The organism is Streptomyces sp. NPDC042100, assembly GCF_055582325.1.
On the sequence record NZ_JBVJDK010000018.1, the window covers coordinates 15,285 to 40,710 of the forward strand.

General features: G+C 74.5%; 19 protein-coding genes and 1 pseudogene. 14 read left to right on the forward strand and 6 right to left on the reverse strand.

What is annotated here, in order from left to right:
• Positions 1 to 547: 547 nt before the first annotated feature.
• Entirely contained in the window at positions 548 to 1,546 is a 999-nt protein-coding gene (locus ACZ6J5_RS31410) for an aldo/keto reductase (protein ID WP_469397128.1), read from the reverse strand.
• A gap of 240 nt (positions 1,547 to 1,786) precedes the next feature.
• Between ACZ6J5_RS31410 and ACZ6J5_RS31415 the strand changes: the two genes are divergently transcribed.
• From ACZ6J5_RS31415 to ACZ6J5_RS31450, 8 genes are all read left to right on the forward strand, one after another.
• Positions 1,787 to 3,052, forward strand: a complete 1,266-nt coding sequence (locus ACZ6J5_RS31415; protein WP_469397130.1) for a phage baseplate protein — start codon at positions 1,787 to 1,789, stop codon at positions 3,050 to 3,052.
• Positions 3,053 to 3,118: 66 nt separating this feature from the next.
• Positions 3,119 to 3,673, forward strand: coding sequence for a hypothetical protein (locus ACZ6J5_RS31420; RefSeq protein ID WP_469397131.1), 555 nt, complete (start codon positions 3,119 to 3,121; stop codon positions 3,671 to 3,673).
• A gap of 39 nt (positions 3,674 to 3,712) precedes the next feature.
• Positions 3,713 to 4,639, forward strand: coding sequence for an oxygenase MpaB family protein (locus tag ACZ6J5_RS31425; RefSeq protein WP_469397132.1), 927 nt, complete (start codon positions 3,713 to 3,715; stop codon positions 4,637 to 4,639).
• Positions 4,615 to 6,921 carry a serine/threonine-protein kinase gene (locus tag ACZ6J5_RS31430; protein WP_469397134.1) on the forward strand — a complete coding sequence of 769 codons (2,307 nt, stop codon included), beginning with the start codon at positions 4,615 to 4,617 and terminating at the stop codon, positions 6,919 to 6,921. The genes ACZ6J5_RS31425 and ACZ6J5_RS31430 overlap by 25 nt, the downstream gene beginning before the upstream one ends.
• Before the next feature lie 109 nt (positions 6,922 to 7,030).
• Positions 7,031 to 8,608, forward strand: a complete 1,578-nt coding sequence (locus tag ACZ6J5_RS31435) for a phytoene desaturase family protein (protein ID WP_469397136.1) — start codon at positions 7,031 to 7,033, stop codon at positions 8,606 to 8,608.
• Positions 8,609 to 8,777: 169 nt separating this feature from the next.
• Complete coding sequence (gene tdh / locus ACZ6J5_RS31440) at positions 8,778 to 9,806, forward strand: L-threonine 3-dehydrogenase (RefSeq protein WP_469397137.1); 1,029 nt, start codon at positions 8,778 to 8,780, stop codon at positions 9,804 to 9,806.
• Between the two features lie 43 nt (positions 9,807 to 9,849).
• The gene (locus tag ACZ6J5_RS31445; protein ID WP_469397138.1) at positions 9,850 to 11,049 is read left to right on the forward strand and encodes a glycine C-acetyltransferase; all 1,200 of its coding nucleotides are present in this window, start codon (positions 9,850 to 9,852) and stop codon (positions 11,047 to 11,049) included.
• Positions 11,050 to 11,053: 4 nt separating this feature from the next.
• Positions 11,054 to 11,959 carry a LysR family transcriptional regulator gene (locus ACZ6J5_RS31450; RefSeq protein ID WP_469397140.1) on the forward strand — a complete coding sequence of 302 codons (906 nt, stop codon included), beginning with the start codon at positions 11,054 to 11,056 and terminating at the stop codon, positions 11,957 to 11,959.
• A gap of 11 nt (positions 11,960 to 11,970) precedes the next feature.
• Here the strand turns inward: ACZ6J5_RS31450 and ACZ6J5_RS31455 are convergent, their stop codons facing one another.
• Positions 11,971 to 12,396, reverse strand: a complete 426-nt coding sequence (locus tag ACZ6J5_RS31455) for a hypothetical protein (RefSeq protein ID WP_469397141.1) — start codon at positions 12,394 to 12,396, stop codon at positions 11,971 to 11,973.
• A gap of 79 nt (positions 12,397 to 12,475) precedes the next feature.
• On the opposite strand from ACZ6J5_RS31455, the gene ACZ6J5_RS31460 reads away from it, so the two are divergent.
• Complete coding sequence (locus tag ACZ6J5_RS31460; RefSeq protein WP_469397142.1) at positions 12,476 to 13,051, forward strand: GNAT family N-acetyltransferase; 576 nt, start codon at positions 12,476 to 12,478, stop codon at positions 13,049 to 13,051.
• Positions 13,052 to 13,207: 156 nt separating this feature from the next.
• Here the strand turns inward: ACZ6J5_RS31460 and ACZ6J5_RS31465 are convergent, their stop codons facing one another.
• Complete coding sequence (locus tag ACZ6J5_RS31465) at positions 13,208 to 15,061, reverse strand: serine hydrolase domain-containing protein (RefSeq protein WP_469397144.1); 1,854 nt, start codon at positions 15,059 to 15,061, stop codon at positions 13,208 to 13,210.
• 98 nt (positions 15,062 to 15,159) lie between these two features.
• Here ACZ6J5_RS31465 and ACZ6J5_RS31470 point away from each other — a divergent pair, with 98 nt between their 5' ends.
• From ACZ6J5_RS31470 to ACZ6J5_RS31480, 3 genes are all read left to right on the forward strand, one after another.
• A complete protein-coding gene (locus ACZ6J5_RS31470) occupies positions 15,160 to 16,269 on the forward strand; it encodes an NAD(P)H-dependent flavin oxidoreductase (RefSeq protein ID WP_469397146.1) in 1,110 nt (369 codons plus the stop codon).
• A complete protein-coding gene (locus tag ACZ6J5_RS31475) occupies positions 16,266 to 17,819 on the forward strand; it encodes an acyl-CoA synthetase (protein WP_469397148.1) in 1,554 nt (517 codons plus the stop codon). The genes ACZ6J5_RS31470 and ACZ6J5_RS31475 overlap by 4 nt, the downstream gene beginning before the upstream one ends.
• Before the next feature lie 79 nt (positions 17,820 to 17,898).
• Positions 17,899 to 19,005 (forward strand): calcium:cation antiporter, encoded by a 1,107-nt coding sequence (locus ACZ6J5_RS31480; RefSeq protein WP_469397150.1) that lies wholly within the window; start codon positions 17,899 to 17,901, stop codon positions 19,003 to 19,005.
• Here the strand turns inward: ACZ6J5_RS31480 and ACZ6J5_RS31485 are convergent.
• The gene (locus ACZ6J5_RS31485) at positions 18,995 to 21,451 is read right to left on the reverse strand and encodes a penicillin acylase family protein (RefSeq protein WP_469397151.1); all 2,457 of its coding nucleotides are present in this window, start codon (positions 21,449 to 21,451) and stop codon (positions 18,995 to 18,997) included. The genes ACZ6J5_RS31480 and ACZ6J5_RS31485 overlap by 11 nt on opposite strands.
• 132 nt (positions 21,452 to 21,583) lie before the next feature.
• On the opposite strand from ACZ6J5_RS31485, the gene ACZ6J5_RS31490 reads away from it, so the two are divergent.
• Entirely contained in the window at positions 21,584 to 23,116 is a 1,533-nt protein-coding gene (locus ACZ6J5_RS31490; protein WP_469397153.1) for a fatty acyl-CoA synthetase, read from the forward strand.
• 15 nt (positions 23,117 to 23,131) lie between these two features.
• Here the strand turns inward: ACZ6J5_RS31490 and ACZ6J5_RS31495 are convergent, their stop codons facing one another.
• Positions 23,132 to 23,512: a VOC family protein gene (locus ACZ6J5_RS31495; protein WP_469397155.1), complete on the reverse strand. Its 381-nt coding sequence runs from the start codon at positions 23,510 to 23,512 to the stop codon at positions 23,132 to 23,134.
• Between the two features lie 23 nt (positions 23,513 to 23,535).
• A complete protein-coding gene (gene paaK / locus ACZ6J5_RS31500; RefSeq protein ID WP_469397157.1) occupies positions 23,536 to 24,825 on the reverse strand; it encodes a phenylacetate--CoA ligase PaaK in 1,290 nt (429 codons plus the stop codon).
• 361 nt (positions 24,826 to 25,186) lie between these two features.
• Here paaK and ACZ6J5_RS31505 point away from each other — a divergent pair.
• A pseudogene (locus ACZ6J5_RS31505) lies at positions 25,187 to 25,393 on the forward strand (type III polyketide synthase); the annotation flags it as partial.
• Positions 25,394 to 25,426 lie beyond the last annotated feature (33 nt).

Genomic DNA, 25,426 nt, shown 5'->3' on the forward strand with positions numbered 1-25,426 from the left:
TGACTCCTAGTGGTGCGGTCTATGGCCCCGGTTCCTCGACCGCGGCGGGCGGTCCGTGCGGCTCACCGGCGCCGGTGCCGTGTACGCGCAGCACGCCCGGCGCGCGCTCCGGGACCTGGCCGCCGCCGAACGCGCCGTACGGGACGCCCAGACCCTCGCCGACTGCCGACTGCCGACTGCCGACTGCCGACTCGCCTTGCTCGGCGCCGCCTTCGCGACCCGGGCGCACATCGACGCCCACTTCGCCGCCACGACGCGCACCGCAGCGCCGCCGACCACGCCTGCCGTACGGGCCCACCCCCGACGTCGTCCGCGCTCGCGGCTACGCGGGCGCGACGGCGGCAGGACACCGACCGGCCCCCGGCGCACCCGGACCCCCGGAGCCGAGGCGCCCCGGAGCCGAGGCCCCCGGCCCCCCCGGGAGCCCGGAGTACCGCCCCCGGCACGCCCCGCCGCTCCCCTCAGCCGCACCGGCCCGCCGGGCACCCGGGCACCCGGACGCCCAGACGCCCGGCACCCGGCACCCGGCTCCCGCCCCCGGCTGCGCTCAGCGGCGCCTGATGGCCGTCTCGGCCTGCGGGGCCAGGGTCGGCTCCGTCAGCGGCGCGTCGCCGAGGGCCCGGTCCACGGCGGCCAGCAGGTCCGGGGCGAGGTCGATCCCGGAAGCCGCCGCGTTGGCGTGGACCTGTTCGGGGCGGGAGGCGCCGGTGATGGCGGAGGAGACCTCCGGGCGGCGCAGGACCCAGGCCAGGGCGAGGGCGGGGAGGGCGAGCCCGGCCTCCTCGGCGATCGGCACGAGCCGCTGGACGGCTTCGAGGTTCGCCTCGTTGTAGACGAGCTCCCGGGCGCCCGCCATCGTGTCGCTGGCGAAACGGCTGCCCTCCGGGACCGGGCGCCCCGGCAGGTACTTGCCGGTCAGGACGCCCTGCGCGAGCGGCGACCAGACGATGTTGCCGATGCCGTGTGCCTCGGTCAGGCCGAACAGCTCCGCCTCGGGGGCCTGCCACAGCATCGAGTACTGCGGCTGCGAGGAGACGAACAGCTCTGGTCCCGCCAGCTCGATCGCCGTCCGGACCTGCTCGTTCGTCCACTCGCTGAAGCCGAGGTAGCGGGCCTTGCCCTGCTCGACGACCTTCTGGAGGGCCTCGATCGTCTCCTCGATCGGCACCGACGGGTCGAAGCGGTGCGCCTGGTAGAGGTCGACGTGGTCGGTGCGCAGCCGGGTCAGGGAGGCGTCGATCTGACGGGCGATCTGCCCGGCCGAGAGCCCGGCGTCCGCCGGGTCGTCGGACATCCGGCCCCAGACCTTGGTCGCCAGGATGTACGAGTCGCGCGGACGCGAGGACAGGATCTCGCCCCACGCGCTCTCGGCCGCCCCTCGGCCGTACACGTTCGCCGTGTCGAAGAAGTTGATCCCGGCGTCGAACGCCGCCTCCGTACAGGCGCGGGTCGCGTCCGCCTCGATGCCGCCGGAGTAGGTGAGCCAGGAGCCGAGCGAGATCTCCGAGACCTCAAGGTCCGAGTCGCCCAGCTTGCGATACCGCATGGGGATTCCTTTCTCAGCGGAAAGAACGCGCGTGTCCTCCACGGCGTCGCCCTCAACCTAGGGCGCCGGCCCTGCCCTCACCCCCGTCCCGCGCCCACGGCGCGCGGGACGGGGGGCGAGGGACAGGGGGCGAGGGACAGGGGTGCGGGCAGGGGCGTAAGACGGGGGTGAGGGCGTTTGACAGACTGACGCCGCCCCGGGTCCCCGGGGCACTCCGAACCACCCCGAGGAGCGGCGTCGTTGAGCGTCACCATCGAAGGACAGATAGACCTCGCCGGCCCGGTCGGCACCCTGCTCCACCGGCGCCGGCTGCGGAACGCCACGGTCATGCAGTCGTTCGGCATCGACCCGGTCTCCGGCGACGTCTTCGTGCTCCAGGTCATCGAGGCCGGCGTCCAGCTCCCCGGCGAGCCGGCCCCGGTCCCGTACGACACCCGCAAGGCCAACGGAGACCTGTGCCTGACCCGGCTCACCGAGGCGGGCGCGATCGCCGGGTCCATGTTCCTGCGCGGCTTCGGCCACGGCGTCAGCCTGGGCGTGGAGAACCGCGACGGGACGGTCCGGCTCTGGACCGAGACCGCGTCCAAGCCCAACTCGGCGGGCGAGGGCTACGGTTCCGCCGTCACCAGCTTCGCCTACGCCGACGGCGCCGTCCTCACCTACGGCTCCACCGGGCACACCGCGCCGTACACGCCCCACCCCTCCGCCCGCTTCCTCACGGCCACCATCGACCGCGCCAGGAACGAACTCGTCGTTCGTTTCTCTCTCAACGGAATGAACTGGGAGCGGTACGACCTCGCCAAGGCGGCGGCCGGCGTCTGGGAGCCGATCCAGCGGATCACCCCCACCCTGTCGCCGGGCGTGTTCCAGGGCTACGCCTCCCACGCCGGCGTCCTGTACACCCTGCACGGCGAGGCGTACTCCGCCGCCAACCCGGCCCCCGGCAACACGTATCTGACCGCCGTCGACTGGGCCACCGGCGCCGTCCTCGACCGACGGCTGTGCACTGCGGCGCCCGGCCTCGCCTACCGCGAGCCCGAGGGCCTGGCCGTCTCCGTCCGCGACGGCGTCCCGCACCTGCACATCGGCTTCGCGGGCGAGGACCCCGGCCCGCGCACCTGCACCATCGTGTCCCTCTCCGGCGCGCCCGAGACCGACGGCGTCAAGGTCCTCACCGACTGGCGGCCGATCGCCCTCGCCGCCGGTGTCGAGGCCGACGGCAACGCCCCGCGCGGGCGGCTGATCAGCCTCGCCGGGACCACCGTGCTCCAGCTCGGCGGCGGCGTGAAGGGCGCCTTCGACGCCGACGCGGTCATCGGCCGCCTGCCCGACTCGCTCACCCCGAGCGTCACCGCCCGCGCCAACGTGCCGCGCAACAGCAGCGGCGGACACACCGTCGCCCGCGTCGAGGCCGGGACCGACCGCGAGCTGCGCCTGTTCGGCGGGCGCGCCGCCAACGTCATCACCTGGGCCCAGCTCGACAGCTTCAGCGCCGTCTGGCGCTGACCCCGCAACGGCGCCGTCCGCCCCGCCCCGCCCCGCCCGACCCGCCTCCCGGAGGAGCCACCCCGCATGTCCCAGCCCGTCCAGCCCGTCCAGCCCGCCCGGCCCACACCCCCCGCCCACAACCGCCGCAGCCTCCTCGGCGCCGCGCTCGCGCTGCCCGCCGCCCTGACCGTCGGCGGACTCGCCGCGGCGGCCCCCGCCACGGCGGCCCCGGAGGCCACCACGGACCCGGTGACCCCCGTGCCCCCGGAGGCCCCCGCCGCGTCCGCCGGCGTCGAGGCGGGCGAGTGGACCGACCTCGCCCTCGAACCCGGCATCACCGCCACCGCCGGCGCGACCCCGCAGGTGCGCCTGCTCACCCTCGCGGGCACCGTCTTCCTCCAGGCGCGCGGCCAGGTCACCGGCTCGTACACCGCCGACATGAAGATCGCCACGCTCCCGCCCGGCTTCGCCCGCCCGACCTGGTACGTGCGCGGCGTCGCCGCCCGCAACAACAGCCAGGGCGTCAACGCCTGCCGCTTCGAGATCAACCCCGCGGGCGCCGTCACCGTCTACGGCGGGAACGCCGGCAACCCGGTCACCTGGGTCCAGTTCGACTCGGTCCAGACGATCTGGCGCTGACCCGTCGACCCCCGCCGCCCGGCCGCCTAGCCTGAAGCCATGGCAGTCACCGGCACGAACCCGGGCGCCGACCCGGGGCTCTTCGGCCCCCGGTCCGTCACCTGGCAGCTGCACGGCGACCCCGTGATGTGGATCGGCGGGGTGCGCGCCCTGTACCTCCAGGCGCTGCACCCCGCCGCCATCCGGGGCGTCATGGCCAACAGCGACTTCCGCTCGGACGCCTGGGGCCGGCTGCTGCGCACCGCGAGCTTCGTCGGCACGCTCAGCTACGGCACCACGGAGGCGGCTGAGGCCGCGGGCGCGCGGGTACGGAAGATCCACCGGCTGCTCGGCGTCGACGACCCCGCGCTGCTGCTCTGGGTGCACTGCGCCGAGATCGACTCGTACCTCCATGTCGTACGGCGTTCCGGCATCCCGCTGACCGACGCCCAGGCCGACCGGTACGTGGACGAGCAGCGGACCGCCGCCCGGCTCGTCGGCCTCGACCCGGACGGGGTCCCCGGCGGTGTCGGCGCGCTCCGGCGCTACTTCGGGGACGTCCGCCCCGAGCTGGCCGCCGGCGCGGACGCGCGGGCCGTCGACGACTTCCTGCGCGCCCCGCCCGTACCGCCCGCGCTCGTGCCCGCGCGCGAGGCGATCTGGCGGCGCGTGGCAGCACTCGCGTACGACACTCTGCCCCCGTACGCCCATGAGCTCTACGGGCGTCCCGCGCCGTCCCCGGAGACCGTCACGCGCCGGCTCACGGCCACGGCCAATCTGCTGCGCTGCCTGCCGGACCGGCTCCGCTGGCGGCTGCCCCCGCGGCACATCCCGCGCGCGATGGAGCGGCTCGGCCAGGACACCCGGCCCGCGCCGTACAGTCTGCGCGCGAAGGCAGCCATACTGGACCGGCCGGGCCGGGAGGGGCGCGGCCACGGGGCAAACGGGGGCGACGGCACGCGATGGCGGACACGGACACCAGGCTGATCCAGGGCCGGTACCGGCTGCACGAGGTGATCGGTCGCGGCGGCATGGGCGAGGTGTGGCGGGCGACGGACGAGGCGCTCGGCCGGCGCGTCGCCGTCAAGTGCCTCCGGCCGCTCGGCCCGCAGCGGGACCCGGCCGCCCTCACCGTGCTGCGCGAACGCTTCCGCCGCGAAGCCCGGGTGGCCGCCGCGCTCCAGCACCGCGGGATCACCGTCGTGCACGACTTCGGCGAGTCCGACGGCGTGCTGTTCCTCGTGATGGAGCTGCTCGACGGGCGCAACCTCAGCCAGTTGCTCGGGGACAACGGCAAGGACCCGCTCCCGGTCGGCCAGGTCGTCGACATCGCCGGGCAGGTCGCCGACGCCCTCGCCTACACCCACCGCCAAGGCGTCGTGCACCGCGACCTGAAGCCCGCCAACATCGTGCGGCTCGCCGACGGGGCGGTGAAGATCTGCGACTTCGGGATAGCGCGGTTCGCCGCCGACAACGGCATCACCTCCCGCCTCACCGGCACCGGCATCGCCATGGGGACCCCGCACTACATGTCGCCCGAACAGATCGGCGGCGGAGGGGAGATCGACCACCGAAGCGACCTCTACTCGCTGGGCTGCGTGCTCTACGAGATCGCCACCGGCGTCCCGCCCTTCGACCTCGACGACACCTGGGCGGTCCTCGTCGGGCACCGCGACACCGTGCCCGCACCGCTGCGCAGCCACCGCCCCGAGCTGCCCGCCGCCCTGGACCTGCTCGTCCTCGACCTGCTGGCCAAGGCCCCGGAGGCCCGGCCCCGGGACGCCGCGGAGGTCCGCGCCCGGCTCACCGGCGCGCCCGCCGCCGCACCGCCCCGGGCCCTGCCCGGCTGGGCCGGCGGGATCACCGTCGGCCGCCCGGCGACCAGCACGTTCATGGGCCTGCCCACGGCCCCGTACGACCCGGCGACGGCGCTGACGGGGGAGTGGACGCGGGCGTCGGCGGCCCGCCCGGGCGGGCCGACCGGCACCGTCGCGTACGCGTACGGGACGGAGGGCGCCGCCCCGGCGGCCCCCGCCTCCGCGCAGACCTCCGCGCCCGGCCACGACCACAGCACCCTGCCGGGCACCGGCCCGGTCCCGCTGACCGCCCAGGACTCCGCCACGGGCCCCGGCGAGCCCCCGGAGTCCGCCGCCTCCGCCTCGGCGGCCTCCTCGGCCTCCGCCTCGGAGCTGATCGCCGTGCTCGCCGGCCGGCACCGCGCCGGCCTCGGCCTCGGCCGGCTCGGCCGCTGGGCGGAGGCGGCCCAGGTGCACGGGACCGTCGTACGCGACCGGGGCCGGGTCCTCGGCGCCGACCACCCGGACACCCTGGCCAGCCGCTACGAGCTGGCCTTCGCCCTCGCCCGCTCGGCCCGGCCGGAGGACGCGCTGCGCGAGTTCGGCGGCGTCTCGGAGGGGCGCGCCCGCGCCCTCGGCGCCGACCACGCCGACACCCTCGCGGCGCGCCAGGAGACCGCGTACGTCCTCGGCGGGCTCGGCCGGCACGCCGAGGCGCACTCGGTGTACGCGGCCGTGCTCGCCGCGCGCGAACGGACCATGGGCGAGCGGCACCCGGACACCCTGCGCTGCCGGCACAACCTGGCCTTCACCCTCGGCCGCCTCGGGCGCCTGCCGGAGGCGTACGCGACGGCCCGCGAGGTCGCCGACGCGCGCGCCCGCGCCCTCGGCGCCGACCACCCCGACACCCTCGCCACCCGGCACGAGGTGGCGCACCTGCTGGGACGGCTCGGGCGCTGGCGGGACGCGCTGGACGAGTACGGCGAGGTGGCCGACGCGCGGACGGCCGCCCTCGGCACCGACCACCCCGACACGCTGGCCGCCCGCTACGAGGCGGGCATCTGCCTCGGCCGCCTCGGGCGGTCTGCCGAGGCCGTCGAGCTGTACCGGGAGCTCGCCGAGGACCGGGCCAGGACCACCGGGCCCGAGCACCCGGAGACGCTGCGCGCCCGGCACGGCCTCGGCGTGAGCCTGGGGCGGCTCGGCCGGTGGGAGGAGGCGCTGGCCGAGGCCCGCGCGGTGGGCGGGCTGCGCACCCGCGTGCTCGGCCCGGACCATCCCGACACGCTGGTCAGCCACCGCGAGATCGCCATAGGGCTCGGCTGGCTGGGGCGCCACGACGAGGCCCTGGCGGAGTACCGCCGGGTCGCCGACACCCGCACCCGCACCCTCGGCGCCACGCACCCGGACACGATCGCCGCCCGCGCGGACGAGGCCCACTGCCGCGAACGCCGGGCGGGCCACCGCCCCTGAGGCCGCCCGGCCCGGGGCCGGCCCCGCCCATCCGCCCTCCGCCCGCCCTCCCACCGCCCGCCGGTCCCGCCCTCTGTCCCTCCAGCCCTCCCAGGTGCTAGCAAGGGGCATGACCGCACACGCACAGCGCTCCTACGACGCCGTCATCGTGGGCGGTGGGCACAACGGCCTCGTCGCCGCCGCCTACCTCGCTCGCGCGGGACACCGCGTCCTCGTCCTCGAACGGCTCGGCGCCACCGGCGGGGCCGCCGTGTCCACCCGGCCGTTCCCCGGTGTGGACGTCCGGCTGTCCCGGTACTCGTACCTCGTCTCGCTGCTCCCGGCGAAGATCGTCCGCGAGCTCGGGCTGCGCTTCGCCGTCCGCAAGCGGACCGTCTCCTCGTACACCCCGTACGGCGACTCCGGACTGCTCGTCGGCGGCGACGGCGAGCGCACCCGGGCCTCGTTCGCGGCGCTCACCGGCTCGGACCGGGAGTACGAGGCGTGGCGCGCCTTCTACCGGCGGACCGAGCGGGCCGCGCGACGGATCTTCCCGACGCTCACCGAGCCGCTTCCGGAGCGGCACGTCCTGCGCGCGCGGGTCGCCGACGACGCGGCCTGGAGAACGCTGTTCGAGGAGCCCATCGGGGTCGCGGTGGAGCGGGAGTTCGCCAGCGACCTGGTGCGCGGGGTGGTCCTGACCGACGCCCTGATCGGCACGTTCGCCGACGCCCACGACCCCTCGCTGGTCCAGAACCGCTGCTTCCTCTACCACGTGATCGGCAACGGCACCGGCGACTGGGACGTTCCCGTCGGAGGCATGGGCGCCCTCACCGACGCGCTCGCCGACGCCACCCGCGCGGCCGGCGCGACGATCCTCACCGGCCACGAGGCCGTCCGGATCGACACCGACGGCGCCCGTGCCGAGGTCACGTACCGCACCGCCGACGGCGAGGGCACCGTCGGCGCCCGGCACGTGCTGGTGAACGCCTCCCCGCAGGCGCTCGCCGCCCTGGTCGGCGATCCGGCCCCGGCGCCCGCCGAGGGCTCCCAGCTCAAGGTGAACATGGTGCTCACCCGCCTCCCCAGGCTCCGCGACCGGGCCGTGGACCCGCGCGAGGCGTTCTCCGGCACCTTCCACATCGCCGAGGGCTACGGGCAGTTGGCACGCGCGTACGCCGAGGCCGCGAGCGGGCGGCTGCCCTCGGCGCCGCCGTCCGAGATCTACTGCCACACCCTGACCGACCCGAGCATCCTCGGGCCCGAGGCGGCCGCACGCGGCTACCAGACCCTCACCCTGTTCGGGCTGCACGCGCCCGCGCGGCTCTTCGCCGCCGACCCGGAAGGCGCGCGGGAGGCGCTCCTCAAGGCCACGCTCGACCAGCTCGACGCCTGTCTCGACGAGCCGATCGCGGACTGCCTGGCCCGCGACGCCGACGGGCGGCCCTGCGTCGAGGCGAAGAGCCCGCTCGACCTCGAACGCGAACTGCGGCTGCCCGGCGGGCACATCTTCCACCGCGACCTCTCCTTCCCGTACCTGGCGCCGGACGCCGGCCGCTGGGGCGTGGCGACGCGGCACGCCAACGTGCTGCTGTGCGGCGCGGGCGCGGTGCGCGGCGGCGGGGTGAGCGGGGTGCCCGGCCACAACGCGGCGATGGCGGTGCTGGAGGCGGGCCGGAGGAGGGCCTGGCGAGGGGCCGCCGGTTGACGCGCCGACTGCTCCCACCGGCGGCGTGAAGCTGATCTGCGAGTGCGCTTAAGAAATCCTCGATGGACCATGGGCTCCAGGTACGGAAGATTCTCTTCCAGGGATCTTGGGTGCTTCGTCGCGCCCGGGACCTGCACATCACAGGACGCGCACGTCGGGAGCCGTTACATTGAAGGCGCTGGTCAAGCAGAAGGCGGAGCCGGGACTCTGGCTCATGGACGTTCCCATGCCCGAGACCGGTCCGGGTGACGTACTGATCAAGGTGAAGCGGACCGGCATCTGCGGGACGGACCTGCACATCCGCTCCTGGGACGGCTGGGCGCAGAAGACGATCGCGACCCCGCTGACCCTCGGCCACGAGTTCGTCGGCGAGGTCGTCGAGGCCGGCCGCGACGTCGTGGACATCGCGGTCGGCGACCTGGTCAGCGGCGAGGGCCACCTGGTCTGCGGCAAGTGCCGCAACTGCCTGGCCGGCCGCCGCCACCTCTGCCGCGCCACCGTGGGCCTCGGCGTCGGCCGGGACGGTGCCTTCGCCGAGTACGTGGCGCTGCCCGCGTCCAACGTGTGGGTGCACCGCGTCGAGGTGGACCTCGACGTCGCGGCGATCTTCGACCCCTTCGGCAACGCGGTGCACACCGCGCTGTCCTTCCCGCTGGTCGGCGAGGACGTCCTGGTCACCGGCGCGGGCCCGATCGGCATCATGGCCGCCGCCGTCGCCAAGCACGCCGGCGCCCGCCACGTCATGATCACCGACGTGAGCGAGGAGCGCCTGGCGCTGGCCCGCAAGGCGGGCGTCTCGCTCGCCCTGAACGTCGCCGAGCAGACCATCGCGGACGGCCAGCGCACGCTGGGCCTGAAGGAGGGCTTCGACGTCGGTCTGGAGATGTCCGGCAACCCGCGCGCGATGCGCGACATGGTCGCCAACATGACCAACGGCGGCAAGATCGCCATGCTGGGCCTGCCGAGCGAGGACTTCGCCGTCGACTGGGCGAAGATCGTCACGTCCATGATCACCATCAAGGGGATCTACGGCCGCGAGATGTTCGAGACCTGGTACGCCATGTCCGTGCTCCTGGAGGGCGGTCTCGACCTCGCCCCCGTGATCACCGGCCGCTACGCCTTCACCGACTTCGAGGCGGCCTTCGACGACGCCGCCTCCGGCAAGGGCGGCAAGATCATCCTCGACTGGACCGTCTGAACCGCCTGACCCCGTACGAAGACCTTCAGGAGCTGCACCCCTCATGTTCGATTCCGTACGCGACGACCTCCGCACCACCCTCGAAGAGATCAGGCAGGCCGGCCTCCACAAGCCCGAGCGGGTCATCGGCACCCCGCAGAACGCCACCGTCGAGGTCACCTCGGGCGGCCGCCCCGGCGAGGTGCTGAACTTCTGCGCCAACAACTACCTCGGCCTCGCCGACCACCCCGAGGTCGTCGCCGCCGCCCACGAGGCGCTCGACCGCTGGGGCTACGGCATGGCCTCGGTCCGCTTCATCTGCGGCACCCAGGAGGTCCACAAGGAGCTGGAGGCGCGCCTGTCCTCCTTCCTCGGCCAGGAGGACACGATCCTCTACTCCTCCTGCTTCGACGCCAACGGCGGCGTCTTCGAGACGATCCTCGGCCCCGAGGACGCCGTCATCTCCGACGCCCTCAACCACGCCTCCATCATCGACGGCATCCGCCTCTCCAAGGCCCGCCGCTTCCGCTACGCCAACCGCGACATGGCCGACCTGGAGCAGCAGCTCAAGGCGGCCGACGAGGGCGGCGCCCGGCGCAAGCTCATCGTCACCGACGGCGTCTTCTCCATGGACGGCTACGTCGCGCCGCTCGACGCGATCTGCGACCTGGCCGAGCGCTACGACGCCATGGTCATGGTCGACGACTCGCACGCCGTCGGCTTCGTCGGCCCCGGCGGGCGCGGCACCCCCGAGCTGCACGGCGTGATGGACCGCGTCGACATCATCACCGGCACCCTCGGCAAGGCGCTCGGCGGCGCCTCCGGCGGCTACGTCGCGGCCCGCGCCGAGATCGTCGCCCTGCTGCGCCAGCGCTCGCGCCCGTACCTGTTCTCCAACACCCTCGCCCCGGTGATCGCCGCCGCCTCCCTCAAGGTCCTCGACCTGCTGGAGTCCGCGGGCGACCTGCGCGAGCGCCTCAACGCCAACACGGCGCTGTTCCGCTCCCGCATGACCGAGGCGGGCTTCGACATCCTCTCCGGCGACCACGCCATCGCGCCCGTCATGATCGGCGACGCCGCCGAGGCGGGGAAGATGGCCGAGCTGCTGCTGGAGCGCGGGGTGTACGTGATCGGCTTCTCGTACCCGGTCGTCCCGCAGGGCGCCGCCCGCATCCGCGTGCAGCTCTCGGCCGCCCATTCCACGGACGACGTGCACCGCGCGGTGGACGCGTTCGTCGAGGCCCGGGACGCCCTGCGAAACTAGGGGCATGATCGAAGCGCGGCGGCTGCACATCCTCCGGGCGGTGGCCGACCACCGTACCGTCACGGCGGCTGCCGCCGCGCTCTACCTCACCCCCTCCGCGGTCTCCCAGCAGCTCGCCGCCCTGGAGCAGGAGACCGGCCACCGGCTGGTCGAGCGCAACGCCCGAGGCGCCCGGCTCACCCCCGCCGGCGAGATCCTGCTGAGCCACGCCAACGCCGTCCTGGCCCAGCTGGAGCGGGCCGAGGCGGAGCTGGCGGCATACGGCTCCGGCGAGGCCGGTACGGTCACGGTGGCCGCGTTCGCCACCGGCATCGGCCTCGCGGTCGCCCCGGCGATCGGCTCGCTGGCCCGGACCTCGCCCGGCATCCGGGTCCGGGTCCAGGACGCGGAGGGCGACGAGAGCCTGCTGATGGTCCTGGACCGGCAGGTGGAGGTGGCGGTCGCGGTCGAGTACCGGGGCGCGCCCCGCGAGGACGACCCCCGGCTCACCCGGGTACCGCTGTACGCGGAGCCGTTCGACGTGGTCCTGCCGCCGGACCACGCGCTCGCCGGCCGCGAGCGGATCTCGCTGGCCGAGCTGGCCAAGGACCCCTGGATCGGCCAGTCCGCCGGCAACCCCTGCCATGACGTCACCGTCCTGGCCTGCGAGTACGCGGGCTTCGAGCCGGGCTTCGCGCATGTCTCCGACGACTTCCGCGCCGTGGTGGCGCTGGCCGGGGCGGGTGCGGGGGTGGCCCTGGTGCCGCGCTCGGCGCTGCGCGGCACCGACCTCACGGGTGTGGTCGTCCGGCCCGTCGACGGGGTGGCCCCCACCCGCCGCGTCTTCGCCGCCGTCCGGCGCGGCGCCGAGGAGCACCCGCTGATCAGCCCGGTCCTCGACGCCCTGCGCGAAGCGGCCGGGCGGGACTGACGGGGCCGGGGTCAGCCGGCGAAGCCCGCCGCCCGGTCCGCCGCCGCGATCTGTCCGTGGAACCGGCGGTGCACCCAGTGCGGCTCGCCGAGCAGGTCCAGCCGCCCCCAGCGGCCGGACACCGGGCCGAGCCGGGTGGCCCGGGGCAGCGTGGCCGCCAGCCGCCGGGGCCGGGCGCCGCCGGAGAGGGCGGTGCCGTCCAGCACGTACACGGCGTCGGAGGTGACCGCCACGCACCGGTAGGTGTTCCGGAACATCGTGAGACCGGTGAGATAGGTGAGGACGAAGAAGCCGAAGTTCGGGGCGCTCTGACAGACGAACGCCTGCTGGATCTCGCTGCCCTCGGGCAGGAACACCGCGGAGCGCCGCACCAGGTCGGGCCGGGGGTCGGGGTCCGGCGGCACCGGGCCGGGCCCGGCGGTCGCGTCGTGCGTCATGCCGCCTGTCTGCCCGTGCACGCGGGGCGGTACGCCCGGGTCCGGTCCGCCGCCGGGACGCCGGTCCTATCATCGGCCGATGATCGATACCGTCGTGCTGCGCACCGAGCCGGCCCCAGCCCCGGCCCCGCCCGCCCTCGTCCTCCGGCCCTGGGCCCCGGAGGACGCCGCCGCCGTGGCCGAGGCCCACCGGGACCCGGTGCTGCGCCGCTGGGTGCGCGCGGTCCCCGAGAGCGAGGCGGACGCGCTGCGCTGGATCGGCGAGCAGCGGCGGGCCTGGGCCGAGGGGAACCGGTACGCCTTCGCGGTCCTGGCCGCCGACGGGACCGGCCAGCCGGTCGGCGTGGCCCTCGCCAACGTCGTCCTCAAGCGCCCGGCGGGCGGCGGCCCGGTGGCGGAGGTGGGGTACTGGACCGCGGCGCCCGCCCGGGGCCGGGGCGTGGCGCCGAGGGCCCTGGAGGCGGTCACCCGCTGGGCCTTCGAGACCTTCGGGCCGGCCGGTCTGGAGCGGCTGGAGCTGCTGCACCAGGTGGACAACCCGGCCTCGTGCCGGGTGGCCGCGAAGAGCGGCTACGCCTTCGAGCGGACCCTGCCCGCGGCGCCGCCGGACTACCCGGTCGACGGGCACCTGCACCTGCGCCGCCGGGGCGCCTGAGCCCCAGAGCCCCGCCCGCGCCCGAGCCCCTGCGGAGCCCGAGCCCCTGCGGAGCCCGAGCCCCTGCGGAGCCTGAGCCCCGGCGGAGCCCGAGCCCCGGCGGAGCCTGAGCCGCCGTGCCTCAGCCCCGCCCGCGCCCGAGCCGCCGCGCCTGGCTCAGTCCGCCGAACGCACCCACCCCGCCGCCTCGATCCGCGCGCCGTCCGCCGGGCGGGCCTCGTCGAAGAGCGGGCGGCCCGCCGCGTCGAGGAGCCGCAGCGCGTCCACGTACACGCCCCGGCCGACGTAGCGCCGGTCCGTGGCGCAGCGCCAGCGGAGGCGGGCGGGCGGGTCGCCCGGCGGCAGCTCGGCGGTGACCGGGTGCCAGGTGCGGCCGGACCAGCCGGTCGCCGCCCCGCCGGGGTGGGCGGCCGGGGTCCCGTCGGTGGTGGTGAAGGGGACCGGCCGCCAGGTGGCGCCGCCGTCCCGCGAGGACTCCAGGAAGACGCCGTCGGCGCCCGGCTCGGTGTCCCACCACAGCGCGCAGCCGAGCCGCGCGGCACCGGGGACGGCGGGCAGGGTGAGGGTCGCGACGGCGTCGTTCGCCATGCCGGCGAACCAGGCGGTCCGCCCGCGCGCCGGGCGTACGGGCACGGCGCGGGCGAGGCGGTCGGCGGCGGAGACCCGGGGCGCGGAGCCGGAGCGCCAGGTGCGGACGGGGTGGACGGAGTTGCCGAGGACGATGAGGAAGGAGTCGGTGGTGGGATCCAGGACGAGACTGGTGCCGGTGAAGCCGGTGTGACCCGCGGTGCGCGGGGTGGCCAGGGCGCCCATGTACCAGTGCTGGTAGAGCTCGAAGCCCAGACCGTGCTCGTCGCCGGGGAAGGCGGTGTTGAAGTCGGTGAACATCAGCTCCACGGAGGCGGGGGAGAGGATCCGCGCCGGGCCGTACGCCCCGCCGTTGAGCAGGGTGCGGGCGAGGACGGCGAGGTCCCAGGCGGTGGAGAAGATCCCGGCGTGACCGGCGACCCCGCCCATCCCGTACGCGTTCTCGTCGTGCACCTCGCCCCACACCAGACCCCGGTCGAGCCCCGACCAGGGCGCGCGGGCGTCCTCGGTGGCGGCGATCGAGGGGCGCCACGAGAGCGGGGGATTGAAACGCGTGCGGTGCATCCCGAGCGGAGCGGTGATCTCGGTCCGGAGCAGGTGATCCAGGGGGTGACCGGTGATTCGTTCCAGGATCAGCTGGAGCGTGATCAGGTTGAGGTCGGAGTAGAGGTAGACGGTGCCCGGCGGGTTCGCGGGCACCTCGTTCCACAGCAGCCGCAGGCGCCCCTCGCGGGTCGGCTCCTTGTAGAGGGGGATCCAGGAGCGGAAGCCCGAGGTGTGGGTGAGCAGCTGGCGGACCGTGACGTCCCTCTTGCCGCCGCCACCGAACTCCGGCAGATACGCCGTGACCCGCTCCTCCAGGACCAGCGCGCCCCGCTCGATCTGCTGGACCGCCAGGATCGAGGTGAAGAGCTTGGAGACCGAGGCCAGGTCGAAGACCGTGTCCTCGCGCATCGGGATCCGCCGCCCGGGCGGCAGCTCGACGCCGGTGTCGGTCTTCTCGTCGTACGCCGCGTAGCGCACGGCCATGCCGATCGGCCGGTGCAGCGCGACCGTCCCGCCGCGCCCCGCGAGCAGCACCGCGCCCGCGTACCACGGGTGGGCGGCGCCCGCGGCGGGGCGGAGGAAGCTCTCGGCGTCGGCGACGAGCCGGTCCAGGTGCTCGGGGAGCAGCCCCGCGCGCTCGGCCGAGCCGGGGCGCAGCACGGTCCGCCGCGCCTCCCCGCCACCCGCGCCCGAAGGACCCGGGCCGCCCGGCCGCCCGGCTCCTGTCCCGTCGCCTCCTCCGGGCTCGGCGGCTCCGGCCGTCCCCGGCACCGTACCGATCATCAGCGCACCTCCCAGCGCGAGCACTCCACCGCCGAACCTCCGACGGCTCGGTCCCGAACCCCCGTACCCCGATGTCCTCGTGGTTTCCGTCATGCCCAGCCTCTCCCACGGTGCCCGCCGCCCCGAAACAATCTGACACTGCATCAGAAAATCTCTTCCCTCGGCACACCGGCTGCGGCACCATGCCGCCCATGCAGACGGAGCTGAGTCGCACCCTGGGCATCGAGCACGCCATCTTCGGCTTCACGCCCTTCCCCGCGGTGGCCGCCGCGATCACCCGAGCAGGCGGATTCGGCGTCCTGGGCGCCGTCCGTTACACCGCCCCCGACGACCTCGCCCGCGACCTCGACTGGATGCAGGAGCACACCGACGGGCTGCCCTACGGCCTCGACGTCGTCATGCCCGCCAAGAAGGTCGACGGGGTCAGCGAGGCGGACGTGGAGGCGATGATCCCCGAGGGGCACCGCGCCTTCGTCCGCGACACCCTCGCCAAGCACGGCGTCCCCGAGCTCGCCGAGGGCGAGGCCTCCGGCTGGCGCATCACCGGCTGGATGGAGCAGGTCGCCCGCAGCCAGCTCGACGTCGCCTTCGACTACCCGATCAAGCTGCTGGCCAACGCCCTCGGCTCGCCCCCCGCCGACGTCGTCGAGCGGGCCCACGCCCACGGCGTCCTCGTCGCCGCCCTCGCCGGCAGCGCCCGGCACGCCCGCCACCACGCCGAGGCCGGCATCGACGTCGTCGTCGCCCAGGGCTACGAGGCGGGCGGCCACACCGGCGAGATCGCCTCCATGGTGCTCACCCCCGAGGTCGTCGAGGCCGTCGGACCGCTGCCCGTGCTCGCCGCCGGGGGCATCGGCAGCGGCGAGCAGATCGCCGCCGGCCTCGCCCTCGGCGCCCAGGGCGTCTGGCTCGGCTCCCTCTGGCTCACCACCACCGAGGCCGAGCTCCACTCCCGCGCCCTCACCGCCAAGCTGCTCGCCGCGGGCTCCGGCGACACCGTCCGCTCCCGCGCCCTCACCGGCAAGCCCGCCCGCCAGCTCCGCACCGAGTGGACCGACGCCTGGGACGACCCGGCCGGACCCGGCACGCTGCCCATGCCGCTCCAGGGCCTCCTCGTCGCCGAGGCCGTCTCCCGTATCCAGAAGCACGAGGTGGCGCCGCTGCTCGGCACGCCGGTCGGCCAGATCGTCGGCCGGATGAACGCCGAGCGCAGCGTCCAGCAGGTCTTCGACGAGCTGACCAGCGGCTTCGAGAAGGCCATCGACCGGATCAACCGCATCGCCGGAAGGAGTACGTCGTGACGGACGCCCCATCGAACGGTTTCTGGTCCCAGGCCGCCGCCGACCCCGCCCGTGCCGTCCTCATCGCCCCCGACGGCGAGACCTGGACCGCCGGCCGGCTGCTCGCCGACGCCAACCGGCTCGTGCACGGGCTGCGCGCGGCCGGGATGGAGCGCGGCGACGCCTTCGCCGTCGTGCTGCCCAACGGAGTGCCCTTCCTCACCGCCTACCTCGCCGCCGCACAGGCCGGCTTCTACCTGGTGCCGGTCAACCACCACCTGGTCGGCCCCGAGATCGCCTGGATCGTCGCCGACTCCGGCGCCAAGGTCCTGCTCGCCCACGAGCGCTTCGCCGAGGCGGCCGCCCAGGCCGCCGACGAGGCGGGGCTCCCGGCGGCGCGGCGGTACGGGGTCGGGGCGCTGCCCGGCTTCCGCCCGTACGCCGAACTCCTCGACGGGCAGCCCGAGTCGGCGCCCGACGACCGCACCCTCGGCTGGGTGATGAACTACACCTCGGGCACCACCGGCCGCCCCCGAGGCATCCGCCGCCCGCTGCCCGGCAAGCTGCCCGAGGAGACCTACCTCGGCGGCTTCCTCGGCATCTTCGGCATCCGGCCCTTCGACGGCAACGTCCACCTGGTCTGCTCGCCGCTCTACCACACGGCCGTGCTCCAGTTCGCCGCCGCCGCCCTGCACATCGGGCACCCGCTCGTCCTCATGGACAAGTGGACCCCCGAGGAGATGCTGCGGCTCATCGACGTCCACCGCTGCACCCACACCCACATGGTGCCGACCCAGTTCCACCGGCTGCTCGCGCTGCCCGCCGAGACCAGGGACCGCTACGACGCCTCGTCCATGAGGCACGCCATCCACGGCGCCGCGCCCTGTCCCGACCACGTAAAGCGGGCGATGATCGAGTGGTGGGGCCACTGCGTCGAGGAGTACTACGCGGCGAGCGAGGGCGGCGGCGCCTTCGCCACCGCCGAGGACTGGCTGAAGAAGCCCGGCACCGTCGGCCGCGCCTGGCCCATCAGCGAGCTCGCCGTCTTCGACGACGACGGCGAGCGGCTGCCGCCCGGACAGCTCGGGACGGTGTACATGAAGATGAGCACCGGCGGCTTCCGCTACCACGGCGACGAGGCCAAGACGCGCTCCAGCCGCATCGGCGACTTCTTCACCGTCGGCGACCTCGGCGTGCTCGACGAGGACGGCTACCTCTTCCTCCGCGACCGCAAGATCGACATGATCATCTCGGGCGGGGTCAACATCTACCCCGCCGAGATCGAGTCCGCGCTGCTCGCCCACCCGGCCGTCGCCGACGCCGCCGCCTTCGGCATCCCGCACGCCGACTGGGGCGAGGAGGTCAAGGCGGTCGTCGAGGCGGCCGAGGGCCACGAGCCCGGACCGGAGCTCGCCGCCGCGATCCTGGCCCACTGCGAAACCCGCCTCGCCGGGTACAAACGTCCGAAGTCCGTGGACTTCATCACGGTCATGCCCCGGGATCCGAACGGCAAGCTGTACAAGCGCAGGCTCCGTGATCCGTACTGGGAGGGCCACGACCGGGCGCTGTGAAGGACTCTGACCTTCCGTCAGCTCCGAGCCCACGCGGCGGGACGGAATGCGATCCTCCCTTTGTGGCAGGATTCAAGGCATGAGTTCGAGCACGGCAGCACTGACACGACAATGGACCACCTGGGGGCCGATCGTCGCCGCGGTGGGCCTCGCCCTCGGCTGGGGGCGAGACCTGCCCGGCTTCGCGGTGGCCCTCATCGCGGCCTGTCTCTTCGCCGCGGTGCTCGCCGCCGTGCACCACGCGGAGGTGATCGCCCACCGGATCGGCGAACCCTACGGCTCGCTCGTCCTGGCGGTCGCCGTCACCGTCATCGAGGTCGGCCTCATCGTCACCCTGATGGCCGGCGGCGGAGGCGGGACGTCCACGTACGCCCGTGACACGGTCTTCGCCGCCGTCATGATCACCTGCAACGGCATCGTCGGCCTGTCGCTGCTCGTCGGCGCCCTGCGCAACCGCGTCGCCGTCTTCAACGCCGAGGGCTCCGGCGGCGCCCTCGCCACCGTCTGCACCCTCGCGGTGATGACCCTGGTGCTGCCGACCTTCACCACCAGCCACCCCGGCGCCGAGTTCTCCAGCGCCCAGCTCGCCTTCGCCGCCGTCGCCTCGCTCTGTCTGTACGGGGTGTTCGTCGCGGTGCAGACGGTCCGGCACCGCGACTACTTCCTCCCGGTGCCGAGGCCCGGCCAGGGCGGCAAGGAGTCCGAGGACGACCACGCCGAGCCGCCCACCTCCCGCGAGATGTGGATCAGCCTCGGGCTGCTCCTCCTCGCCCTGCTCGCCGTGGTCGGCAACGCCAAGCTCGTCTCGCCCACCATCGAGGAGGGCGTCGAGTCCGCCGGACTGCCCAAGGCGGTCGTCGGTGTCGTGATCGCCCTCATGGTGCTGCTCCCCGAGACCCTCGCCGCCGTGCGCGCGGCCCGCCGGGACCGGATGCAGACCAGCATGAACCTGGCCTACGGCTCCGCCATCGCCAGCATCGGTCTGACCATCCCGGCGATCGCGCTGGCCTCCGTCTGGCTCTCCGGCCCCCTTGTCCTCGGCCTGGGCCCCCTCCACATGGTGCTGCTCGGCCTCACCGCCGTGGTGAGCGCCCTGACCGTGGTGCCCGGACGGGCCACGCTGCTCCAGGGCGGCGTCCACCTGTCGATCTTCGCCGCCTTCGTGTTCCTGTCGTTCAGCCCCTGACGACCACGATCCTCAGCTCCGGCGAGCGCAGGATGTCCTTCTCGCAGAAGCGGGAGGTCACCCAGCGCTCGCCGGAGTACAGCGCCGTCTGGTCGTCGTAGTGCGGCGAGCGCGGGTTCGACGACTGGGAGTAGGTCAGCAGCGTGCGGGCCACCGGGCACCGCCCGCCGTCCCAGCCCACCGCCTGCACATGGCTGGTGCCGTGCACGACCTCCGTGTAGCCGCCGCCCGCCGGATTCCAGACCTGCTCCGTCTTGTTCCAGACGCCCAGCGCCTCGGTGCCGCCGCCCACCGGGATCCGCACCCCGTTCCGCACCACGAACTGGTGCCGCCCGAGCGGCGCGTCCAGCGGGATGCCCGCCGCCCGCAGCTCGGCCACCGCCGTCGTCAGCGCCTTGGCGAAGCCGGGCGCCGCCGTGTTCAGGGTGTGCGGCGTACCCACCGGGTCGGCCGCCGAGAACGGCACCTTCCACTGCTCCGACCGAGGCGTCTCCGCGCCGAACGCGCGCCAGAACCGGTCGAAGAGCAGCGCGCCCCGGCTCCCGGTGTCCATCGTGCGGTCCCAGGCGCCGATCACCCGGCACGCCTCCGGATCGGCGGCGAGCACCGTCGCACAGGCCCGCGCCGTGTCCGCCGCCGCCAGGTCACCGGCCGGGGCGCGGTCCGCGAACTGCTGCCGCTGGAGATCCGCGACCGTCAGCCGGCCGCGCTCCGCCATCGCCGCCACGTCCTCGACCGCGCCCCGGGTGCGCAGCGAGCGCACGGTGCCGATCGTGCCGAAGATCCGCTCGTAGCCGGTGACCGGCCGCTCGGCGTTGGCCAGCCAGGCGCTGTCGTTGGAGTTCTCCACGTACGGGGCGTCCCGCAGCACCGGCATCCGCGCGGGCCCGAAGACCCCCGGCTGCACCGCGTCCGGGTCCGAGCCCAGCGCGCACTCCCCGCGCGAGCCGTCCAGCACCGCGACGCCCGAGGCCGGGTAGGTGGCCCGGCCGAGCGGGGTCGAGCAGCGCGCGGCCAGCTCGTCGGTGATCCTCGGCAGCACCTGGGACTGGGTGAAGAGGGTGTGGCCCGAGGAGTCGGCGGCGATCGTGTTCACCCACGGCAGGCCCTGGGTCCGCCGCAGCGCCTCGGCCAGCCCCCGCGTGGAGCGGGACCGGGCGAAGCCCAGCGCCGTGTCGGAGGCCCGCAGGTTCGCCGCGTTCGGGTCGTTCAGCGCGTACGCCGTCGTCGCGGTCCACGGCAGCGGGAGCTGCGCGCCGAGCCCGGAGACGACCGGCCCGTACCGGGTCCACCACTGGGTGCGGGTGACGGGGGCGCCGTCCTTGACCGCGACCGTGACCGTCCGCCGGGTCATCCGCTCCGGCACGCCGTCCACCAGGTACGCGGTGGGGTCCGCCGGGTCGAGGGTGAGCTGGTGCAGGCTGAGCGGCACGCCGGTGGCGACGGTGTGGCTCCAGGCCACCTTCTCGTTGAAGCCGATGCTGACCGAGACGGTGCCGAGGAGCGAGGCGCCGGAGACGTTCAGCTCGCCGGGGATCGTCTGCTGGGACTGCCAGAAGCGCCGGCCGCCCTGCCAGGGGTAGTGCGGGTTGCCGAGCAGCAGCCCACGCCCGTTCGCCGTGGTGGCGCCCTGGAACGCGACGGCGTTCGAGCCCATCGTGGCGTTCTCGGCCGCGAACAGCGCCCGCGCCGCCTCGGCGGTGCGCTCCGGGTCCGGGACGGCGGGGGAGCCGCCGGCCCCGGCGGCGCGCCCGGCGGCTCCCCCGGCGGCGGACGGCCCGGCCGCCCCGGCTCCGGCGGCGGCCGGGGGCGCGGCGGAGGTGATGCCGTCGGCGCCGCGGCCCTGCCCGCCGAGGACCGAGACCGCCCAGCCGCGCCGGGCCACGTCGAGCTCGGTGACCGGGCGGACCCAGGCCGCGCCCGCGCACGCCGGGTCGGTGACCCGGTTCTTCCGCAGCCAGGCGTTGTATCCGGCCGCCCAGCCCCGCATCAGCTCCCGGGACTGACGGCTCGGGCCGGCGGGCGCCGGCGTGGCCAGCAGGGCCTCCACGGTGCCGGCGTCCTTCGCGCCTCGGAAGAAGAGGTCGCTGGAGAGGTTCTTCGCCGCCGAGGACAGCGAGCCGTCGGGCGCGCCGTCGGCGCCGAAGTACCGCGAGCGTTCGCCGTCCACGGTCACGAAGCCGTCGGCGAGTACGCAGACCTGGTCGGCGGCCTGCGCCCAGCCGGTGCCGAAGCCCAGGTTCGTGTAGTCCTTCGCCACGATGTGCGGGATGCCGTACTCGGTGTACCGGATGACGGCCGACAGGCCGCGGTCCGAGGGGTGGTGCCCCCGGTCGCCTGTGTCGGCGACGGCCGCCGCGGGCAGCGAGGCGGTGACGGTCGCGAGGGCCGCGCCGACCAGGGCCAGGCGTCGGAACCGGGCGGGGAGCGTACTGCGCGGGTGCAAGGTTTCCTCCCAACGGGCTTACGGAGCATGCGGGTTGGGCCATGCATTCAGCTGAGCGCTCGCTTTGTCAACATCCCGTTCGGTATCCGGGGTACTTGACCCGCCGCCCCCGCCCGCCCAAGATCGGCCTCCATGGACCGAGGACTGGAACGAGGCCCGGAGCGCGGCCTGCTCACCCGTACCGTCGACGGCGTGCTGCGCCACAGCGCCCGGCGCGTCCCCGGCCGGACCGCCGTCCGCTACGCCGACCGGACCTGGAGCTACGCCGAGCTGGACGCCGCCGTCTCGACCGCCGCCGCCGTGCTGCGCGACCCCGACGGCGCCGGGCTCGTGGCCGGGGACCGGGTCGCCACCTACGCGCACAACTCGGACGCGTACCTGATCGCCTTCCTGGCCTGCGCCCGCGCGGGTCTCGTCCATGTCCCGGTCAACCACCACCTCACCGGCGAGGACCTCGACTACGTGCTGCACCAGTCCGGCAGCGCCCTGGTGCTCGCCGACCCGGCGCTCGCCGGCCGGGTGCCGGAGGACGTGCCCGTGCGGGCCCTGCGGGACGCCGACGACTCGCTGCTCGCGGAGCTCGCCGTGCCCCGGCCGTACGACGCCGACCGCGACCCGGGCGACCTCGTCCAGCTGCTCTACACCTCGGGCACGACCGCCCTGCCCAAGGGCGCGATGATGACCCACCGGGCCCTGGTCCACGAGTACGCGAGCGCCATCGAGGCGCTCGACCTCGGCGAGGACGACCGGCCCGCGCACGCGCTGCCGCTCTACCACTCGGCCCAGCTGCACGTCTTCCTGGTGCCGTACCTCGCCGTGGGCGCGGAGAACACCATCGTCGACGGCCCCGACCCGGAGACCCTCTTCGGCCTCGTCGAATCGGGCCGCTGCGACAGCCTGTTCGCGCCGCCGACCGTCTGGATCGGGCTGGCCAACCACCCCGGCTTCGCCACCCGTGACCTCACGCCCCTCGGCAAGGCGTACTACGGCGCCTCGATCATGCCCGTGCCGGTCCTGGAGCGGCTGCGCGCGCGGCTGCCCGGACTGCGCTTCTACAACTGCTTCGGCCAGTCCGAGATCGGCCCGCTCGCCACCGTCCTCGGCCCGGCGGAGCACGAGGGGCGGCTGGACTCCTGCGGGCGCCCGGTCCGCCACGTCGAGGCCCGGGTCGTGGACGAGGACGGCGCCGACGTGCCCGACGGCACCCCCGGCGAAGTCGTCTACCGCTCACCGCAGTTGTGCGCGGGCTACTGGGAGAAGCCGGAGGAGACCGAGGCGGCCTTCCGGGACGGCTGGTTCCACTCCGGCGACCTGGTGGTGCGCCACGCCGAGGGCTATCTGACCGTCGTGGACCGGGTCAAGGACGTCATCAACTCCGGGGGCGTCCTCGTCGCCTCCCGGCAGGTCGAAGACGCCCTCTACACCCATCCCTCCGTCGCCGAGACCGCCGTCGTCGGCCTCCCGGACGCGCGCTGGATCGAGGCGGTCACCGCCTTCGTCGTGCGGCGCGGCCCGGTCACGGAGGACGAACTCCTCGCCCACGCGCGGGGGAGGCTCGCCCACTTCAAGGCGCCCAAGAGGGTGCTGTTCGTGGACGAGCTGCCCCGCAACGCGAGCGGGAAGATCCTCAAGCGCGAGCTGCGCGACCGCTTCGGGGCCGCCTGACGGCCGACGCGGGACTCAGCCCTCGCGCGTCTCCATCACGCACAGCACGTTGCCCTCGCTGTCCTTGAACCAGGCACCCCGCATGTCGTCCGACTCGACCACGCCGTCGACCGTCTTCAGGCCGGGCAGGTCGTAGTCCTCGAAGGTCACGCCCTTGGCGCGCAGCTCCTTCATCTCGCCGTCGAGGTCGGCGACCTTCCAGCTCGCGAGCGTGTGCTGGGCCTGGCCGCCGTAGGGGGTCTCGTACAGACCGATCATGGACCCCCCGGTCTCGAACATCACGTCCTGGGGCGATTCCTTGACGAGCGTCAGGCCGAGGGTGTCGGTGTAGAAGCGCTTCGCGCGGGCCATGTCGTTCACCGGAATGATCGCGGCGATGGGGGACTCCGACAGCATCGCAACCACCTCCTGACTCCAGGCTACGCGCCGTCCCGGAGGTCGACGATCCGCTTGATCTTCCCCACCGAGCGCTCCAGTGTCTCCGGGTCCACCACCTCCACACCGATCGAGACGCCGATGCCGTCCTTGACCGCCGCGGCGATCGCGCGGGCGGCCTCCCGGCGCTCCTCGGAGGTGGCCCCGGCGCGCGCCTCGGCCCGTACGGTCAGGGCGTCCAGGCGTCCCTCCCGGGTGAGCCGGAGCTGGAAGTGCGGGGCGACGGCGGGGGTGCGCAGGACGATCTCCTCGATCTGGGTGGGGAAGAGGTTCACCCCGCGCAGGATGACCATGTCGTCGCTGCGCCCGGTGACCTTCTCCATCCGCCGGAAGACCCGCGCGGTGCCGGGCAGCAGCCGGGTCAGGTCCCGGGTGCGGTAGCGGATCACCGGCATCGCCTCCTTGGTGAGGGAGGTGAAGACCAGCTCGCCCTCCTCGCCGTCGGGCAGCACCTCGCCGGTGACCGGATCGACGACCTCCGGAAAGAAGTGGTCCTCCCAGATGTGCAGACCGTCCTTGGTCTCCACGCACTCCTGCGCCACCCCGGGCCCCATCACCTCGGAGAGCCCGTAGATGTCCACGGCGTCCAGCGCGAAGCGCTCCTCGATCTCCCGGCGCATCTCCTCGGTCCAGGGCTCGGCCCCGAAGACGCCGACCTTCAGGGAGGTGGTGCGCGGGTCGACGCCCTGCCGCTCGAACTCGTCGAGCAGGGTGAGCATGTACGAGGGGGTGACCATGATGACCTCCGGCCGGAAGTCCTGGATCAGCTGGACCTGGCGGGCGGTCATGCCGCCGGAGGCGGGGATCACCGTGCAGCCGAGCCGCTCGGCCCCGTAGTGCGCGCCGAGGCCGCCGGTGAACAGCCCGTACCCGTAGGCCACATGGACCTTGTGGCCGGGCCGGGCGCCGGCCGCGCGCAGCGAGCGGGCGACCACGTCCGCCCAGGTGTCCAGGTCCCGCTCGGTGTAGCCGACCACGGTGGGCCGCCCGGTGGTGCCGCTGGAGGCGTGGATCCGGCGGATCTCCGACTGGTCGACGGCGAACATCCCGAAGGGGTAGTGGGCGCGCAGATCGGCCTTGGCGGTGAAGGGGAAGCGGGCCAGGTCGGCCAGGCTCCGGCAGTCCTCGGGCCGCACCCCGGCCGCGTCGAACGCCTGCCGGTAGAAGTCCACGTGCGCGTACGCGTGCCGCAGGGTCGCGCGCAGCCGTTCCAGCTGGAGGGTCTCCAGCTCCTCGCGTCCGAGTCGCTCGCCCGCGTCCAGCAGCTCGCCCATGTGCGCCACTCCCTCGCCTCGCGTACCACCCGGCCACCCGTCGTAAAACGGACGACCGATCATTCGGTCGATCTTCCCGGGATCAGTAAATCCGGCCGCCCCCAGGGCTTGGCAAGGGGTCGGGAGGGGTTTTCTTCGCTCAGGTGTCCGGCCGCCCGCCGCACCCCGGCGAGCCGCCGCCCGGACCACCGCCGTCCCGGCTCCGCAAGGGCTTTCCCGCAGGTCACAGACGTCTGCCGCAGATCACACATTCGGGTGTGATTGTCCCCGGGAGCGCAGGAACGGTGCTGCGCCGGGGAAGGGGAACGGAAGATGATCCCGTCCGGCTCCCCTCCCCACCCCCCGGACGAAATGGACCCCCATGCCTGCCCTGTGCCGTCCCGCCGTCGCCGTGCCCGAGCACGTGATCACCCGGGAAGAGCCCCTCGGTCTGGCCCGCGCCCCGCACGCGGGCCACGAGCGGCTCCCGCTCGTGCTGCGCCTGATCGAGAGCACCGGCGTCGCCGAGAGGCACCTCGTACAGCCCGTCGAGCGCACCCTCGCCCACCCTCGGCACCCCCCTCGGCACCTCCCTTGGCACCCCCTCGCCCCCCACCCACCA